The 16,172-nt window shown below is 65.9% G+C and carries 14 protein-coding genes; 2 read left to right on the forward strand and 12 right to left on the reverse strand.

Annotated elements, in window-relative coordinates; all coding sequences use genetic code 11:
- Window position 1 precedes the first annotated feature (1 nt).
- From CYD53_RS19605 to CYD53_RS19615, 3 genes are all read right to left on the reverse strand, one after another.
- The gene (locus CYD53_RS19605; RefSeq protein WP_103719754.1) at window positions 2–979 is read right to left on the reverse strand and encodes an ABC transporter permease; all 978 of its coding nucleotides are present in this window, start codon (window positions 977–979) and stop codon (window positions 2–4) included.
- 40 nt (window positions 980–1,019) lie between these two features.
- On the reverse strand, window positions 1,020–2,624 hold the full coding sequence (locus tag CYD53_RS19610) for an ABC transporter substrate-binding protein (protein WP_103719755.1): 1,605 nt from the start codon (window positions 2,622–2,624) through the stop codon (window positions 1,020–1,022).
- A 260-nt stretch (window positions 2,625–2,884) separates the two neighbouring features.
- Complete coding sequence (locus tag CYD53_RS19615; RefSeq protein ID WP_103719756.1) at window positions 2,885–3,736, reverse strand: VOC family protein; 852 nt, start codon at window positions 3,734–3,736, stop codon at window positions 2,885–2,887.
- A gap of 329 nt (window positions 3,737–4,065) precedes the next feature.
- Here CYD53_RS19615 and CYD53_RS19620 point away from each other — a divergent pair, with 329 nt between their 5' ends.
- Both CYD53_RS19620 and CYD53_RS19625 read left to right on the forward strand, forming a co-directional pair.
- Window positions 4,066–5,394, forward strand: a complete 1,329-nt coding sequence (locus CYD53_RS19620) for an NAD(P)/FAD-dependent oxidoreductase (protein ID WP_103719757.1) — start codon at window positions 4,066–4,068, stop codon at window positions 5,392–5,394.
- 325 nt (window positions 5,395–5,719) lie between these two features.
- Window positions 5,720–5,932 (forward strand): polysaccharide deacetylase family protein, encoded by a 213-nt coding sequence (locus tag CYD53_RS19625; RefSeq protein WP_103719758.1) that lies wholly within the window; start codon window positions 5,720–5,722, stop codon window positions 5,930–5,932.
- A gap of 34 nt (window positions 5,933–5,966) precedes the next feature.
- Here the strand turns inward: CYD53_RS19625 and CYD53_RS19630 are convergent, their stop codons facing one another.
- The 9 genes from CYD53_RS19630 to CYD53_RS19670 all read right to left on the reverse strand — a co-directional run bounded on the left by CYD53_RS19630 (window position 5,967) and on the right by CYD53_RS19670 (window position 16,136).
- On the reverse strand, window positions 5,967–6,815 hold the full coding sequence (locus CYD53_RS19630; RefSeq protein WP_210202379.1) for an NHL repeat-containing protein: 849 nt from the start codon (window positions 6,813–6,815) through the stop codon (window positions 5,967–5,969).
- An 11-nt stretch (window positions 6,816–6,826) separates the two neighbouring features.
- Window positions 6,827–7,741 (reverse strand): allantoinase PuuE, encoded by a 915-nt coding sequence (locus tag CYD53_RS19635; protein WP_103719759.1) that lies wholly within the window; start codon window positions 7,739–7,741, stop codon window positions 6,827–6,829.
- Complete coding sequence (locus CYD53_RS19640; protein WP_210202380.1) at window positions 7,738–8,049, reverse strand: ABC transporter permease subunit; 312 nt, start codon at window positions 8,047–8,049, stop codon at window positions 7,738–7,740. The genes CYD53_RS19635 and CYD53_RS19640 overlap by 4 nt, the downstream gene beginning before the upstream one ends.
- Before the next feature lie 190 nt (window positions 8,050–8,239).
- Entirely contained in the window at window positions 8,240–8,962 is a 723-nt protein-coding gene (locus tag CYD53_RS19645; RefSeq protein ID WP_103719760.1) for an ABC transporter ATP-binding protein, read from the reverse strand.
- 12 nt (window positions 8,963–8,974) lie between these two features.
- Window positions 8,975–10,966 carry a branched-chain amino acid ABC transporter ATP-binding protein/permease gene (locus tag CYD53_RS19650; RefSeq protein WP_103719761.1) on the reverse strand — a complete coding sequence of 664 codons (1,992 nt, stop codon included), beginning with the start codon at window positions 10,964–10,966 and terminating at the stop codon, window positions 8,975–8,977.
- Between the two features lie 7 nt (window positions 10,967–10,973).
- The gene (locus tag CYD53_RS19655; RefSeq protein ID WP_069689558.1) at window positions 10,974–11,873 is read right to left on the reverse strand and encodes a branched-chain amino acid ABC transporter permease; all 900 of its coding nucleotides are present in this window, start codon (window positions 11,871–11,873) and stop codon (window positions 10,974–10,976) included.
- Between the two features lie 80 nt (window positions 11,874–11,953).
- Window positions 11,954–13,156, reverse strand: coding sequence for an ABC transporter substrate-binding protein (locus CYD53_RS19660; protein WP_210202381.1), 1,203 nt, complete (start codon window positions 13,154–13,156; stop codon window positions 11,954–11,956).
- Between the two features lie 339 nt (window positions 13,157–13,495).
- Window positions 13,496–15,130: a Na+/H+ antiporter gene (locus CYD53_RS19665; RefSeq protein ID WP_425428324.1), complete on the reverse strand. Its 1,635-nt coding sequence runs from the start codon at window positions 15,128–15,130 to the stop codon at window positions 13,496–13,498.
- A 181-nt stretch (window positions 15,131–15,311) separates the two neighbouring features.
- Window positions 15,312–16,136 (reverse strand): MBL fold metallo-hydrolase, encoded by an 825-nt coding sequence (locus CYD53_RS19670; RefSeq protein WP_103719763.1) that lies wholly within the window; start codon window positions 16,134–16,136, stop codon window positions 15,312–15,314.
- Window positions 16,137–16,172: the final 36 nt, after the last annotated feature.

The raw sequence follows: 16,172 nt of genomic DNA on the forward strand, positions 1-16,172 counted from the left end.
CTCAGGCCCCCGTGGTGATGCGCGGGTCGAGCCGAGCATAGAGCAGGTCGACGATGAAATTGACTGCGATCACCAGCAGCGCCGAGACGAAGACGATGCCGAGCAAGGTGTTGAGGTCGCGCTGCACCACCGATTCATAGGCGAGGCGCCCGAGCCCCGGCAACGAGAACACGCTCTCGACCACGACCGAGCCGCCCAGCATCGTGCCGGCCTGCAGGCCGATCAGCGTCACCATCGGCAGGAGCGCGTTGCGCAGGACATGGCGCACCACGACCCGTGTCTCGTCCATACCCTTGGCCCGGGCGGTGCGGACGAAATCGAGGTTCAGCACCTCCAGCATCGAGCCGCGCATGATGCGCAGATAGATCGCCATGTAGAACAGGCCGAGCGTCAATGTCGGCAGGACGAGATGCTGCGCGATGTCGAGCACGCGCGACAGGCCGGCATGGGCGATCGTGATGTCCTCGAACCCGCCGGCGGGCAGCCATTGCAGGTAGATCGCGAAGACGACGATCGCCATCAAGCCGAACCAGAAGGTCGGCATCGCATAGAAGACCAGGCCGAGCGTCGAGATCAGCGTGTCCGGCCAGCGGTTGACGCCGCGCGCGGCGACGACGCCCAGGATCAGCCCGAAGAAGAAAGCAAGCGATAGCGAGGCTGTCATCAGCAGGATCGTCGCCGGCAGCCGCTCCGCGATCACGGTCGCGACCGGCTTGCCGTAGATGGCGGAGAAGCCGAGATCGAACCGGACCAATCGCCAGAGATAATTGCCGAGCTGGGCCCAGACCGAGAGGTCGAGGCCATAGAACCGGCGCAGCTCGCGGGCGGTCGCCGCATCGCCGCCGCCCATCTGCGCCATCATCGCATCGACCGTGTCGCCCGGTGCGAATTGCAGCAGCAGGAATACGCCGATCAGGATCAGGACCAGCGTCGGGATCGAGGCGGCAAGCCGCCGCCCCGCTAGGACGAGAACGCGCATGGAAATCGGCCGGAAGCGACGGGTTCGGGAGGTGAGGCGCTCACTCCGCCAACCACAAATCATGCCAGGAGCTGGAGCCCCAGCGCGGCGTGTTGGAGTGGTTGCGGGCCTTGGCATTGATCACGGTCAGGAAGATCTGCTCGATCGGCGTCCAGATCGGGAGTTCCGTATTGGCCCGGCGGACGAAATCGCCGTAGAGCGCCTTGCGCTTGGCGACATCGACCTCGGTGGCGGCGTCGTCGATGATCTTGTCGATCACCGGATCGGTCCAGTCCCATTGGTTGGTCCAGGGCGCGCCCTTGGGCTGGCCTGAGCGATACCACACCGTCGTCGAGACGGCCGGGTCGTTGCGGTACTGGTGCCAGCCGGTGGCGAGGTCGAAGGCGTGATCGTCATAGACCTGCTTCAGGAAGCCGCCGCCATCGGTACGCACGACCTCGACCTTGATGCCGACCTCGGAGAGCGACTGCTGGATGAAGGTGGCGAAGAGCGAGATGTCCTCGCCCCAGGGCGCGGGCAGCAGCCGCAGCGAGAAGCGCGTGCCCCCCGTGCCGGCCTTGAAGCCGGCTTCGTCGAGGAGCTTGGCTGCGAGCTTCTTGTCGAACGGGTACTGCGGCCCGTTATCGGCCGGGTAGAAATCGGTCGAGACCGAGGGCACCGGCCCGGTGCCGCGCTTGGCGAAATCGCCCAGAAAATTCTCGATGAAGAAGGGGATGTCGAGCGCATGCGCGATCGCCTGGCGGACGCGGATATCGGCGAGCTCCTTGCGGCGGAAGTTGAACTCCACCGTGTTGGTGCGGGCATTGCCTTCATTGCCCTTGGTCGAGACGATGAAGCGCGGATCCTTGGCGAGGCGGGCGGAGTCCGAGATCGTCAGGCCTGAGAACGGGCTGTAATGGATCTGGCCGGCTTCCATCTGGGCGGCTGCCGCCGCGCGATCGGTGACGACGCGCCAGACGATGCGGTCGAGATAGGGCGCGTTCGGCCGCCAGTAATCGGCGTTGCGGTCGGCGATGACATGCTGGCCGCGCTCATAGGTCACGAATTTGAACGGGCCGGTTCCGATCGGCGCGAGATTGGCTGGGTTCTGGCGGATGTCGCCCTTGCCCTCATAGAGATGGCGCGGCGAGATGTAGCCGAGATCGGGCAGCGCCCGCAGCAGCAGGGCCAGCGGCATCGGCCGCTCATAGCGGAACACGGCGGTCAGCGGGTCGGGCGTGTCGACGGCGGTGAGGAAGAGCTGCAGCGTCGTGCCGTAATTCAGGATCTTCTTCCACATCTCCATGGCGGTGAACTGCACATCCGCCGAGGTGAAGGGCTTGCCGTCATGCCAGCTCACGCCCTTGCGCAGCTTGAAGGTGATGGTCTTGCCGTCGGGCGCGGCCTCCCAGCTCTCGGCCAGCACGCCGACCGGCTGGCCGGCCGCATCGAGATCGACCAGTTGCTCCTGGATCTTGCCGCCGATGATGTAGACGCCGGTCGAGGCCTGCAGGCTCGGGTTCAACTGGCGCTGCTCCGCGCCGTAATGCACCGTGAAGACCCCGCCCTTGCGTGGCGTCGCCTGCGCGAAGGAGCGCATCGGGTTCAGCACGTTCGCGGCAATGGCGGCGCTGGTCAAAAGCGCGGCGCGGCGGGTCATGTCCATGGAGGGTCTCCTGGCGGGGCCGTCAACGTCGCCTGACGATGAGGCATGGTGTGGATTGGGACAAGTCGAGGTCTGCTCGAAACGCAGGCCCGGCGGTTTAGAGGCTGTTTGGAAGCCTCCCGAGCCCTCATCCTGAGGAGCGCTCCGCAGGAGCGCGTCTCGAAGGATGCTTCAGGAGGCTCCCGAACCATCTGGAGCATCCTTCGAGACGCCGCGTGCCGCGGCTCCTCAGGATGAGGGCTGCAGTTTTCAAACGGTCTCTAGGGTTGGGTGAAACTCACGATGATGCCGTTGGCGGCGCTCGCCGGCACGCTGACGGCGCCGTCATGGGCGAGCGCCTGTGCGCCGAGCGCAGCCTTTGTCAGAGCGATATCGGTGCTTTCCAGCACGACCGCAGCCAGCCCCTCGGGCGGGGCCCCAGCGCGCGCCGCCTGCGGGTAGCGTTGGGCGAAGGCGGCAGCCTCCAAGAAGAGCACATCGGCGCGTTTGCCGCCGGAGGGCACTTGCCAGCCGCCCTCCACTTCGGAGGCTGGCTCGTCGATCAGCCGGCTCAGATGCGCGGCTGCCGCCTTGGAATCGGCGGTGAGAACGTCGACCCGCCGGATGCGGGTCGCGCCATTGGCGTGGCTCTGCCACTCCGGGACCCAGACCGTCTCGCGCGTCAGGTGCTGGCAGGCGAAAATCCGCAGGCCGCCCGGATTCTCGTCCAGCGGCCAGCGAAAGACGTTGAATTTGGCCTCGCCGACGCGTCCGCCGGGCAATTCGACCGGTCGGCCGAAATGCACCGGCCCGTCCGCGGCGATACCGCGCGCCTGCAATTCGGCGACGCCGGCAGCGGCATCGTCGGTCGTGAAGGCCACGCGCTCCACACCTTCGCGGGTCCTAAGGAAGTCCCGCATCGGCTTGTTGTGCTCGGTCTCGGTGAGAATGCCGAGCAATTCGATATAATCCTCGCCGAACATGATCGTGTAGTTGCCGGAGCCGAGATGCGGCGAATGCGTGCCGCGCGGCGAGACCGTAAACCCCAGGCGCTTCCAGGCGGCGGCCGACGCGTCGAGGTCGCGCACCGTAACCATGACGTGGTCGATACCGAGAACATGCTTGAGTGGCATGACGCCCCCTTGAATCCAAAGCCAACGGGTGCCGAGTTCAGCCGAACGGGCCCGGCCGCGCAACCGGCGCGCCAAAGCGTTTCCGGCAGATCGCGCTGCGCTTCACACATAGCGTTTCGAAGATGAAACTTTCAACAGAAGGAAAGAAGACGCGAAAGAACGATCAGTTAATTCTCTTTTCCAGCAGATTTGTAGTAAATACATCTCGCCCCGGTCGCCTTTGGAGAAGGCGCCGACTTGCGGCAGTGGCAAAGCGAGGCGAGGATGGCGCTCTTCGCCCGAAGGCGCACCACGTTGCGCCTTCGTCTCCGCCTGACGAGACCCACCCCATGACAGATTCTCCTTACGTCACCTGGCCGCCCTCGCTTTGGGCTGCGACCGCTCAACCCGGCCCGGTCCTTGCCGCGCTGGAAGGGGATGTCGCCACTGACGTCGTGGTGATCGGAGCCGGCTTCACCGGCCTCTCGACTGCGATCCATCTGCGCGAGGCTGGAATCGGCGTCGTGGTGCTGGAAGCTGCCGAGCCCGGCTGGGGCGCCTCGGGGCGCAATAACGGCCAGGTCATCCCGACGCTTGCCGGCCACGACCCGTCCGCCATGATCAAGCGCCATGGCGCGGCCGGCGAGCGCTTCAACGCGGTGCTGCGCGACAGCGCCCAGTATCTGTTCGACCTCATCGGCAAATACGACATCCCGGCCGAGGCCGAGCAGGCCGGTTGGGTCCAGCCGGTGCATTCGCCCGGCCGCTTCAAGCTCGCCGAGAAACGGGTCAGGGAGTGGTCCGCGATCGGAGCGCCGGTCGAGCTTCTCGATCGCGCTGCGACCGCTGAGATGCTGGGCTCGCAGGCCTGGTTCGGCGGCTTCTGGAACCCGACCGGCGGCCATATCAACCCGCTCGCGCTCACCCGTGGCCTCGCCGAGGTCGCAATGAAGCTCGGAGCCGTCATCCACGCTCGCTCGCCCGCGACAGCGATGGCGCATGAGAGCGGCCGCTGGCGCGTGAAGACCGCGCGGGGCTCCGTCACGGCACCAGCGCTGGTGCTGGCGACCAATGCCTATACCGGCGAATTCGAGGAGGGCCTCGCGCCCGGGATTGCCAATGAGGTCATTCCCGTCCTGTCCTGGCAGATGGCGACCAAGCCGCTCAGCGACAACATCGCCAAGACCGTGATCCCGGCCCGGCAGGCGATGTCGGACACCCATCGCGAGCTCTACTTCGCGCGCTGGGACGCCCGCAATCGCCTGGTCACCGGTGGCGCCGCGGTCTTCCCTGGAGCAGGTGGCGCCAATCTGCGTCCGGCTGTGGCGGAGCGCCTGAAGCGCCTCTGGCCGCAGCTCGGCGATGTCGAATTCGACTATGTCTGGTCGGGCTATGTCGGCATGACCCCGGACAACCTGTTGGCGCCGCAGGTGCCGGGCTTCCCGCGCATCCATCGCCTGGGGCCGAACGGCTTCGGCTGGGTCGGCTGCAACGGCCGGGCGGTGGCGCTGTCCATCTCACTTGGGCGCGAGCTCGCCCGGGCGGCGCAGGGCGTGGCGATCGAGACGCTGGGCCTGCCCCTCTCGGAGCCGAGGCCGCAACCCTTCCGCAGCATCGTGCGCCGGATCGCACCGCTCGCTCTGCCATTGTACCGGCGGCTGGATGCGGCCGAGATCTGAGAGGCTTCTGTTTGGAAGCTCCGCGAGCCCTCATCCTGAGGAGCCATTCCCTTGGGAATGGCGTCTCGAAGGATGCTCCAGGAGGCTCCGGAACTATCTGGAGCATCCTTCGAGACGCCGCTTCGCGGCTCCTCAGGGTGAGGGCTCACCTTTCCAAACGGTCTCTGAGGCATCGCCCCGCAGTCATGATGGCGGGCGAAAGCCCATTGCACGCGATTGGCCGCGGCGCCGGTCGCAGCTAGGCTTGCCGTCATGAGCGAACGCGGTCTCCTTGGCTATGGCGGCGTCTGGCCCGATTTCAATGGCCTAACGGCGCGCCCGCGAGATGGTCGACTATGTCGAGGATGAGGCGGTGCGTGGCCTGCCGCGCCTGCTTAATATTGGCTTCCATCTGCGCATCGTCGGGCGCCCGGCGCGCTTCGCCGCCTTCCGCGACATCCTGCGCCTGCCTGCCGGGCGGTGCGAGATAATCTGGATCGCAACCCGGGCGGAGATCGCCCGCGCCTTCAGCGCGGCTGTGCCTCCGCTGCCACGCTGATCACGGGGCCCGATCCTCCGCGCCATTATCGTCGTCAAAGCCGCCGCAGCCGCGTGAGTCGGCTGGGGCTGCTCTCGGCGAGCAGGATATCGCCCTCGGGCGTACCGAAGATGCCATGCGCGCCGTTCAGGAACGGGCGGCAGCGGCCGAGCTTCTCGCCCTTGGGGCCGATTTTCTGCAGGGTCGGCTGGGTATCGGTCACATAGCTGTTGCCGTCCTCGTCGCCCCAGATCGCCACAGGGTCGCGGAAATGGGTCCAGTTTCCGAGATGATTGCCGTTGCGGTCGAAGATCTGGACGCGGTCATGCGTCCGGTCGACGACCAGCACGCGACCATCGGCATGCGTCCAGATCGCGTGCGGCCAGCCGAACTGGCCGTCGCCGCTGCCATGCTCGCCCCAGCTCTGGATATGAACGCCATAGGCGGAGAAGCGGTGTACCCGGCTCGCCGCATAGCCATCCGCGACATAGATCTCGCCCCAGGCCGAGACATGGATGTCGGTGGGGTGGTTGAAGGGCGCGAGCGGCTGGCCGCGTTGGCCGAGCCCGCTGATCCGCTCGCCCGTGGCCGAGCAGATGATGATCTCGTGCATGTCGCGATCGACGCAGAGGATGCGCCCGGAGGTATCCGCCGTCAGCATATGGGAATCCGCGATCAGATCGCCGCCCCAGCCGCCGAGATAGGTCCCGTCGGGCGCCAGTTCGATCACGCGGGGATCGTTGGGGTGCATCAGCGGGTCGTGCCGCAGCATCACGAAGACATGGCCTCGGGAATCGACCGTGACATCGGTGACGAAGCCGGTGTTCTGCGGCCAGGAGCCGAAGGGCCGTTCGACGCGGTAATGCGTGTCGCCGAGCGCGACGATCAGATCATGCGAGGCCAAGATAGGTTCCTTCAGGCGAGGGTGCCGGCAAAGGGATGCGTCTTCGCCCAATGCCTGGCGATGTCGAGACGGCCGGTGATCCAGACGTCTTCATGGGCCTGGACATAGTCGAGGAAGCGCGCAAGCCCCGCGGCCCGGGCGGGATGGCCGATCAGGCGCATATGCAGGCCCACCGACATCATCTTGGGCTGCGTCGCGCCTTCGGCATAGAGCATGTCGAAAGCGTCCTTGTGCCAGTCGAAATAGTCGGACGAGGTCGCGAAGTAGCCGGAGCCGAACTTGCCGTCATTATTGGCGAGCGAATAGGGCACGACGAGATGCGGCTTGCGCTCGACGACTTTCCAATAGGGCAATTCGTCATCGTAGGCGTCGGAATCATAGAGGAAGCCGCCTTCCTCGACCACGAGCCTGCGCGTGTTCACGCTCGGCCCATAGCGGCAATACCAGCCGAGCGGGCGCTCGCCGACCGTGGCTTCGAGCGAGGCGATCGCCTTGGCGATATGTTCGCGCTCCTCCTGCTCGCTCAATTCGTAATGCTTGATCCAGCGCCAGCCATGGCAGCAGACATCGAAACCCGAGGTCCGGATCGCGGCCGCAGCCTCCGGGTTGCGCTCGATCGCGAGCGCGCAGCCAAACACGGTCAAAGGCAGGCCGCGCTCCTGGAAAAGCCGCATCAAGCGCCAGAAGCCGACGCGGCTGCCATAGGCGAACATGCCCTCGCCGGCGAGATCGCGCCCCTTCACCGCCATGCTGAGGCTGCTCGACTCGGTCAGCGCCGTCTCGGTATAGCCCTCGCCATCCTGCATCGAGGGCTCCGAACCCTCCTCGTAATTCATCACGAAGTTGATGGCGATGCGTGCGCCGCCCGGCCATTTCGGGTCGGGAGGGTTGGCGCCGTAGCCGATCAGGTCGCGGTCATAGGTCAAGGCCAGCCTCCACTCGTCATCCGCTGATGCGTTTCGTCAGTCCGGTCAAGCGGTCCATCACGGTCATCGGGCGTCGCCAGAATCAGAACGCCGGCGATCGCGGCGATGTGCACGTCCAGCGTCGATTCCATCATGCCCCACATCCGGATCGGCAGCATGCCGGTGCGCGCGTTCGAGAGGAAGAGCGAAACCGGGACATTGTCCATCGGGGAGATGAAGGCGAGGAAGCCGCCGGCCGCTGTGCCCGGCGCGACCAGCGGCAAGGCGACATCGATATCGGCGCTCTTCATCAAGGCAGAGGCCGGCACGCCGCGTCAGGCGTCCTCCCAGGTGCCGGGATAGATCGCGGCGGTGAGGCTGCTGCGGATGGGGCAGGCGCAAGCATCGAACCCGGAAACCTCAAGCGACGCGGCAGGTCTCGGAGGGGCCAGCAACCGGCATGCCAAGCGAACAGACCTGCCAAGTCGATGAGCGGATCGGCCCGTATCCTCGTCGCTCCTAATGGCTGCCGCCAAGATAGGCAGCACGCACCGCCGGGTCGTTCTTCAGGCTGGTGGCCTCGCCGGAGCTGGCCAGGCGGCCGTTTTCCAGCACATAGCCGTAATCGGCGACATCGAGCGCAGCGGCGGCGAACTGCTCGACCAGCAGCATGGTGATCCTGGCCGCCTTCAGCCGTGCGATCGTGGCGAAGACCTCCTCGACGAGGCGCGGCGCGAGCCCCATCGAGGGTTCGTCGAGCAGCAGGACCTCAGGCCCCAGCATCAGCGCCCGCGCCATCGCCAGCATCTGTTGCTCGCCGCCCGAGAGAGTGCCGGCGAGCTGGGCGCGGCGCTCCTTCAGGCGCGGAAAGAGCTCGAACATGCGCTGGCGGTCATGCTCGACATCGCCCCTGGGCCGCGCGCCGGTCAGGCGCGGAAATGCGCCGAGCTCGAGATTGTCGTCGACGCTCAAGGCGGGGAAGACCCGCCGGCCTTCGGGCGAGTGGGCCATGCCGAGCCTGGTGATCTCGTGCGAGGCCATGCCGGCGATGCTGCGCCCGGCCAGCAGGATCTCGCCGGCATCGGGCTTGATCATGCCGGAGATCGCCCGCAGCGTCGTGGTCTTGCCGGCGCCGTTGGAGCCGATCAGCGTGACGAGCTGGCCCTTGGGCACGGAGATCGAGAGCCGGTGCAGCACCTGCACCTTGCCATAGCCGGCGACGAGATTCTGGACCTGGAGCATGGTCTCGTCCCTTCAATGGGCCGTGGCGGCGCTGCCGCCGAGATAGGCCTCGATCACGCGCGGGTCGGCCTGGATCTGGGCGGGCACGCCCTCGGCGATCTTCTGGCCGAAATCGAGCACCGTCACCGTGTCGGAAATGCTCATCACCACATCCATGTGATGCTCGATCAGGACGACGGTGATGCCATGCGCCTTGATCTTGCGGATGATCTCGATGAGCTCCTTGATATCGGGCGCGGTCAGGCCGGCGGCCGGCTCGTCGAGCAGCAGGAGCTTGGGGTCGAGCGCCAGCGCGCGGCCGATCTCAAGCAGCCGCATCTTGCCATAGGGGAGGTTGCGCGCCTCCTCATTCGCCAGGGCGTCGAGCCCGACGAATTGCAGGATGCTGGCTGCGCGCTCGCGCGCGGCGCTCTCCTCCCGGCGCGCCTGCGGCAGCCCCAGGGCGACGGCAAAGAGGCCGCTGCGATAGGTGTGGTGCAGGCCGACCATGACATTCTCCAGGCAGGTCAATTCGCCGAAGAGCTGGACGTTCTGGAAGGTGCGGGCGATGCCCTGCTCCGCGATCTCGGGCGAGTTCCGGCCGACCAGGCTCTTGCCCTCGAAGAGGATGTCGCCGCCGGTCGGCGTGTAGATGCCGGTGAGCACGTTCATCATCGTGCTCTTGCCCGAGCCATTGGGGCCGATCAGCCCGTGGATGGTGCCGGGCTTCACCGCCATGTCGATGGCGTTCAGCGCCTTCAGGCCGCCGAACTGCATCAGCACGGCCCGCGCATCGAGCAGGGTGCCTCCAGGCGGCGTGCTGGTCGCGGTCGCGCCCCAGACCCGCGCCTCATTGCCGGTTTCCCTGGCCACAAGCGACCGGCCGCCGCGCCGCAACGACAGGCGCGTGAGCAGCTGCCGGACGAAGCCCATGATGCCGTCGGGCAGGTAATAGACCACGAACAGGATCATCAGCCCGTAGATGGTGAGCTTGTAGTCGACGATGCGCTCGAGGAAGAGCGAGAACACGAAGAACAGCACGCAGAGCGTCACCGCGACGCCGATGCTGTGCGCCTGGCTCGGATCGTTGCGCCAGGCCGAGAAGCCGCCGACGACGGCGCCGAGCGCGATCAGCCCGGCGGTGATCCGGAACAGTTCGAGATCGGCCAGGATGTTTGGCAGGAAGACGACGATGGCCGAGCCGATGATCGGCCCCATCCTGGATTTGCGCCCGCCCATGGCGACGGCGAGCAGGAATTCGATGGAGGTGGCGAAGTTGAAGGCTTCCGGCGCGATATATTGCCGGAAATAGGCATAGAGCGCGCCTGCCAGCCCGGCGAAACCGGCGCTGATGACGAAGGCCAGGACCTTGTGCTTGTAGACGCTGACGCCCATGCAATCCGAGGCGATCGGTGAATCGCGCAGCGCTTCGAAAGCCCGGCCGTAGCGCGAGGCGATGATGCGGTTGATCACCACCACCGTCAGCACCAGCGCGATGGCCGAGATGTAGTAGTACTCGACCTCCCTCAACCGCTTCAGCGACAGGTCGATATAGTCGCGCAGATCGATGAAGAGCGGTGTGCGCAATTCGATGCCGAGCGGGCCGTTGGTCAGGTTGAGATGGCCGAGCCAAGGGCCGAGATCGGTCATCTCGTTGATCAGGGTGACGACGATCGTCCCGAAGGCGAGCGTCACCATGGCGAGATAGGGGCCGGTGACCTTCAGCGCCGGCAAAGCGAGCAGTGCCCCGAACAGGGCCGTGATGACGATGCCGGCCGGCAGCGCCCACCAGAAGCCCAGGCCGAAATGCAGGGACAGCAGGCCCGCCGTATAGGCCCCGACGCCGAACAGCGCGGCATGGCCGATCGAGACTTCGCCGGTATAGCCGAAGACGATGTCGAGCCCGAGCACCAGGATCGAATAGATCACGATCGTGGTGATCAAGGGCAGGTAGTAGGACGAGGTCACGACGAAGGGCAGCGCGAACAGCGCGACGACGCCGGCGATGAAGAGAAGCGTCTTCATGGCGGGCTCAGACCTTCTTGATCGCGGTCTTGCCGAAGAGCCCGGCGGGCTTCAGCGACAGGACGAGCAGCAGCAGGATCAGCCCCGGGACATCCTTGTAGCCGGTGTCGAAATAGAAGCCGGTCATGCTTTCCGTGATGCCGAGGATCAGGCCGCCGACGACGACGCCGAGCCCGCTCGACAATCCGCCGATGATCGCGACTGCAAAGGCCTTCAGGCCCAGCGCCGCGCCCATATTGGCGCCGGTCAATGTGATCGGGGCGATCAGCACGCCGGCGAGCGCGGCGGCGAGCGAGGACAGCGCGTAGGAGAAGGTGATGACGAGCGGCGTGTTGATGCCCATCAGCCCGGCTGCATCGCGATCGTTCGAGGTTGCCACCACCGCCTTGCCGTAGATCGAGCGGCGATTGAAGGCCTCGACGGCGAGCATCATCGCGAGCGCGCCGAGCACGATCGCGATCTCCATCGGGCGGATATTGACGCCCGCGATCGTCAGCGGGTCCTCGCTCAGGGGCGAGGGGAACTTCAGCGGGTCCTTGCCCCAGATGTTCTCGGCCATGTTCTTGAAGATGATGCCGAGCGCGATCGTCGCCATGATCCAGCCGGCCTCTGACTTGGTCTTCATGGCTTGCCTGACGCCGAGCCGCTCGACGACCGCGCCCTGGGCGAGGCCGAAGGCGAAGACGAAGGGCAGGGCGATCAGATAGGCCGCGAGCGTGCCCAGATGCAGTCCGATCAGGACGTTCACGCAGGTCAGGCCGACAAGCGCGCCCAATGTCAGCGCCTCGCCCTGGCCGAAATTCAGCGTCTTGGAGGTGGCGAAGGTGAGCTGGTAGCCGAAGGCGATGACGCCGTAGATCATGCCGACGGAAATGCCGGAGACGAGGATCTGGAAGAAGTTCTGCATGGAGGGACCGACACTCCGCCCGATAATGAAGAACCCTCCCCGCCGGGCGGGGAGGGTCGGTGTCCAGCGAAAGCCGCCGCTCAGGACTTCGGCTTGACCCGCAGCGCGCCCGCACCTTCGAGATCGGCCGGGTTGGCCGGCACGACGCGGCCGCCCTTGACGATGCCGAGCACGGGGATGTTGGCCGTGATCGCCTCATGATCGGTGGCGCTGAAGGGCTTGTCATAGGTGGTGACGACGCCCTCGACCTTGGTGGTCAGGTTCTCGAGCGCCTCGCGGATCTTGCGACCGTCCGTCGACTTGGCCTGGTTGATCGCGGCAGCCAGCAGGTACATCGAATCATAGCCCTGGGCGGCCGAGACCGGGGAGGGGATGCGGTCGACCTTGTAGGCGGCCTGATAGGCCTCGATGAAGCTCTTGCGCTTCGGCGTCGAGGGCAGCTGGATGAAGGTCTGCGGCATCATCACGCCCTCGCCATTGGCGCCGGCGGCATCGATAAAGCTCGCCATCGACAGCGTCCAGGAGCCCATGACCGGCACCTTCCAGCCGAGCTTGACGACGGCATTGACCGTCTGCGCCAGCTCGGGGCCGATCGCATAGGTCAGCACCACATCGGCCCCGGCGTCCTTGGCGCGCAGGGCCTGCGCGGTCATGTCGGTGTCGCCGATGTTGAACTTCTCGACGGCGACCGGCTTTAGGCCGCGCTCGGCGAGCGCCTTTTCGAGATCGGCGCGGCCGAGCTGACCGTAATTGGTCGAGTCCGCGATGATCGCGACCTTGGTGTAGCCGTTCTTCTTGACGGCTTCTGCGATCATAGAGCTCTGGATGGTGTCGTTGGCGGCGTTGCGGAAGACGTAGTTCGCCTTGTGCTCGGGCGCCTTGAACTGCTGCGTCACCAGCGTGCCGGTCGACACGTTGTTCATCACGGGGATTTCGGCTTCCTGGTAGAAGCGCTGCGAGGCGAGCGAGACGCCGGTGTTGATGAAGCCGACGGTCGCGACGACCTGCTCCTTGTTGATCAATTCCTGCGCGATCTGGACGCCGAGCTCGTTCTTGGCCTCGTCGTCGCGCTCGATCAGCTGGATCGGCTTGCCGAGCACGCCGCCGGCCTTGTTGATCTCCTGCGCCGCGAGCTTCACGCCATCGCGCATGCTGACGCCCATGGCGGCCGAGCCGCCTGTGTAGGGGCCGCTGATGCCGATCTTGATGGTTTGCTGGGCGTAGGCCGCCCCGGTCATGGCCGCGCTGAAAGCTGCGGCGGCGAGCCATTTCTTCATCGTCATGGTTTCCATCCCAATTGCACGGTTCAATCTTCCGATTTGCTCGGAATTGATGCTTATTTTTGTTATTCTAAACTTTTCGTCGGCGGCCTGCGATGCAAGGCGCTCCCTCGACGGACAGTCAAGGGCACATTCCCGCGGCTGGCAGGACATACCAAGTCTTCAAAGGCTTATGGCGAACTGGTTGCGTGGGCAACCGAGAATGTCGGGTGCGCGGCCCTGGAGTATCAATCTTTAGTCTTATCGGGGTGGCAGCGTTTTCCCGATCGACGGAGATTGCCTGCGAAGGAGGCAATTTCCCTCCGCACGTGACGATCACGCGCTTGGCGTTGTGGCTGATGCTCACGCCGGGCCGAACCGCGCCTCCAGCAGGTCGATTTCCCTGACGAGCTTTCTGGCGATCTCGTCCGAGGTGCCGCGCGCCCGGGCGACGCGGTAGATTTCATCCCGCTCGGCGCGCAGGCCGGCAAGGCGCAATTCGCGCTCGATCGCATCGGCCTTGCGGGCGAGATCGGCTTCCGCGCCGATCTTGGAGCGTCCGTCGATGCGCTCGCGGTAGAGCTCCATCAGGCGGGCGCCGACTTCGACGTAGAGGTCGGCATCGTTGCGGCCGCTGCCCATTTTGTGTTGCACCTTCTCCAGCGCCTTGATCGCCGCTTCGGCGGCGGCGTTGCGAACCCTGTCCTCCTCTTCCTGGTGGGAGGGCTCGGGAGGCAGCTCCAGATTCTTGAGCAGGAAGGGCAGGCCGATGCTCGCCGCGACCAGCGACAGGATGATCACGCCGGCTGCCAGGAAGATGGCGAGGTCGCGGACCGGGAAGGCCGAGCCGTCATTCATCGTCAATGGCAGTGTCAGCACGCCGGCAAGCGTGATCGCTCCGCGCACGCCGGCGAGCGAGGTCGCCGCGACCAGGCGCAAGCCCGGCACATAGCGCTTCTCGCCGCGGCGCGCCGCCCGCGCGAGCGTGAAGCGCAAAGACACCCACACCCAGGTGAAGCGGAGCGCAGCCAGCGCGAAGGTGATGACGGCGACATAGGCGATGAGCCAGACAGGGTCATGGTGCCCGGTCTCGCGCACGGCTTTCGCTGCGCCTGCGACGATCAAAGGGAGCTGCTCGCCCAGCAGCACGAAGATGATGCCATTGGCGGCGAACTGGACCGTGTCCCAGACGGCATGGCCGCGCACGCGCGTGATCGCGAGGATTTGTCCGCTCTGGTCGGCATAGCTCATGGTGATGCCCGCCGCGACGGCCGCGAGAATGCCGGAGCAATGCAGATGCTCGGCCAGGAGATAGGCTCCGAACGGGATCAGCAGGCTGATGAGGATCTGCGAGCCGGTTTCCTCGCCGAGTCGGCGCGTCACCCAGCCCACCGCGCGTGTCGTGCTCCAGGTCACCGCGACGCCGATCGTGATGCCGCCGATCGCGACCCAGAGGAAGGTGCCGAAGGCGCTGACCAGGGAAAAGCTCCCGGTCAGCGCGGCTACGACGGCAAAGCGCATGCAGACCAGGCCCGAGGCGTCGTTGAGCAGCGATTCACCCTCGAGGATGTGCATCAGTCGCTTGGGAACCGGCACCCGGGCGGCGATGGCGGAGACCGCGATCGGGTCCGTCGGCGAGAGGATCGCGGCGAGCGCGAAGGCCACCGCGAGCGGCATGGCCGGAAACAGCCAGTTGAGCAGGAAGCCGACGCCCAGCACGGTGAAGAGGACGAGGCCCAAAGCGAGTTCCAGGATCGTGCCCTTGTCCCGAAACAGCCCCTCCTTGGGGATGCGCCAGCCATCGAGGAAGAGCAGCGGCGGCAGGAACAGCAGGAAGAAGATGTCGGGCTGCAGCTGGACGCTGAGATCGGCCACGGAGGCGATGAGCGCGCCGAGCCCGATCTGGACGAGAGGGAGCGGCAGCGGTGCAGGAGAAAGCCGCGCGAGCATGCCGCTGACCACGACGGCCAGCAGCAGGACCAGAATGATCGCGATCATCTCCACGGCTTACTTCTTGTCCATTGAGCCGCCCCGGCTTGTTCATGGGCAGGCCTGTGCTCGATCCATCCCCGTGATGCGCATGATCCCAGCGAGAATAGGGCGGGGCTGCCGCTTGCCCATGTCGTCATCGCGACGGCACGACCTTTGGGCGTGATCGGTTTGCCGCCGGAAGCGGCGCTCACGCCCCCGTGGCAGCCCAGAGTTCCCCCTTCTCCTCGACGCGCCTTTCGGATTTCAGCTTGAGGAGATGGGCCAGCACGTTGCGCTCGGCAGCGAGCTGCAGCCAGGGATCGGTCTTGGAATAGAGTCGGTCGACCAGGTCCCGGGTGCCCAGTGGTCCCGCGGCGAGAGCAGCGGCGATCTCGTCCTCGCGCTTGAGCCGGCGGTCGAGCAGCTCATGCACATAGGGCCTGGGATCGGGCAAGGGCGGGCCATGCCCCGGCAGATAGAGCCGGTCGTCGCGGGCCATCATCAGGCGCAGGCTTCTGACGTAGTCGGCCATGTCGCCGCCCGGCGGGGAGACGATGCTGCTCGACCAGGACATCACATGGTCGGCGCTGAACAGGATCCCGTCCCGATAGGCGAAGCAGAGATGGTCGCTGGCATGGCCGGGGGTGTGGATGGCGAGCATGCCCAATGCGCTGTCGCCGTCCCGCAGCAGGATGTCGGGTATGAAGGCGTCGTCGGCGCTGAGATGGAATGCATAGGTCTTCGCGCCGGTGCGGGCCTTCAGCGCCGCCGTTGCGCCGAGATGGTCGGAATGGGTGTGGCTGAGCAGGATCGCGGAGACGGAGCCGCCCGTCGCCTTCAGGATCTCGTCGAGATGGCCGACATCATCGGGGCCGGGATCGAGAACCATGAAGCCGTCGCCGGTCTCGATCAGATAGGTGTTCGTGCCGTGATAGGTCATCAGGCTCGGATTCCTGGCGACGATGCGGGAAATGCCGGGAACGACGGCCAGGGGAACGCCGCGCGCGGGCTCGCTCTCGCTCAGGAATGCCAAGGCCGGTCCTTTCAGACAATCGCTCGGGGCAGCGAC

Source organism: Allobosea psychrotolerans (assembly GCF_002917105.1).
Taxonomy (GTDB): domain Bacteria; phylum Pseudomonadota; class Alphaproteobacteria; order Rhizobiales; family Beijerinckiaceae; genus Allobosea; species Allobosea psychrotolerans.

Coding starts and splice junctions, on each gene's coding strand:
- CYD53_RS19605 (WP_103719754.1), bottom strand. CDS start 979: ATGCGCGTTCTCGTCCTAGCGGGGCGGCGGCTTGCCGCCTCGATCCCG.
- CYD53_RS19610 (WP_103719755.1), bottom strand. CDS start 2,624: ATGGACATGACCCGCCGCGCCGCGCTTTTGACCAGCGCCGCCATTGCC.
- CYD53_RS19615 (WP_103719756.1), bottom strand. CDS start 3,736: ATGCCACTCAAGCATGTTCTCGGTATCGACCACGTCATGGTTACGGTG.
- CYD53_RS19620 (WP_103719757.1), top strand. CDS start 4,066: ATGACAGATTCTCCTTACGTCACCTGGCCGCCCTCGCTTTGGGCTGCG.
- CYD53_RS19625 (WP_103719758.1), top strand. CDS start 5,720: ATGGTCGACTATGTCGAGGATGAGGCGGTGCGTGGCCTGCCGCGCCTG.
- CYD53_RS19645 (WP_103719760.1), bottom strand. CDS start 8,962: ATGCTCCAGGTCCAGAATCTCGTCGCCGGCTATGGCAAGGTGCAGGTG.
- CYD53_RS19650 (WP_103719761.1), bottom strand. CDS start 10,966: ATGAAGACGCTTCTCTTCATCGCCGGCGTCGTCGCGCTGTTCGCGCTG.
- CYD53_RS19655 (WP_069689558.1), bottom strand. CDS start 11,873: ATGCAGAACTTCTTCCAGATCCTCGTCTCCGGCATTTCCGTCGGCATG.
- CYD53_RS19660 (WP_210202381.1), bottom strand. CDS start 13,156: ATGACGATGAAGAAATGGCTCGCCGCCGCAGCTTTCAGCGCGGCCATG.
- CYD53_RS19665 (WP_425428324.1), bottom strand. CDS start 15,130: ATGATCGCGATCATTCTGGTCCTGCTGCTGGCCGTCGTGGTCAGCGGC.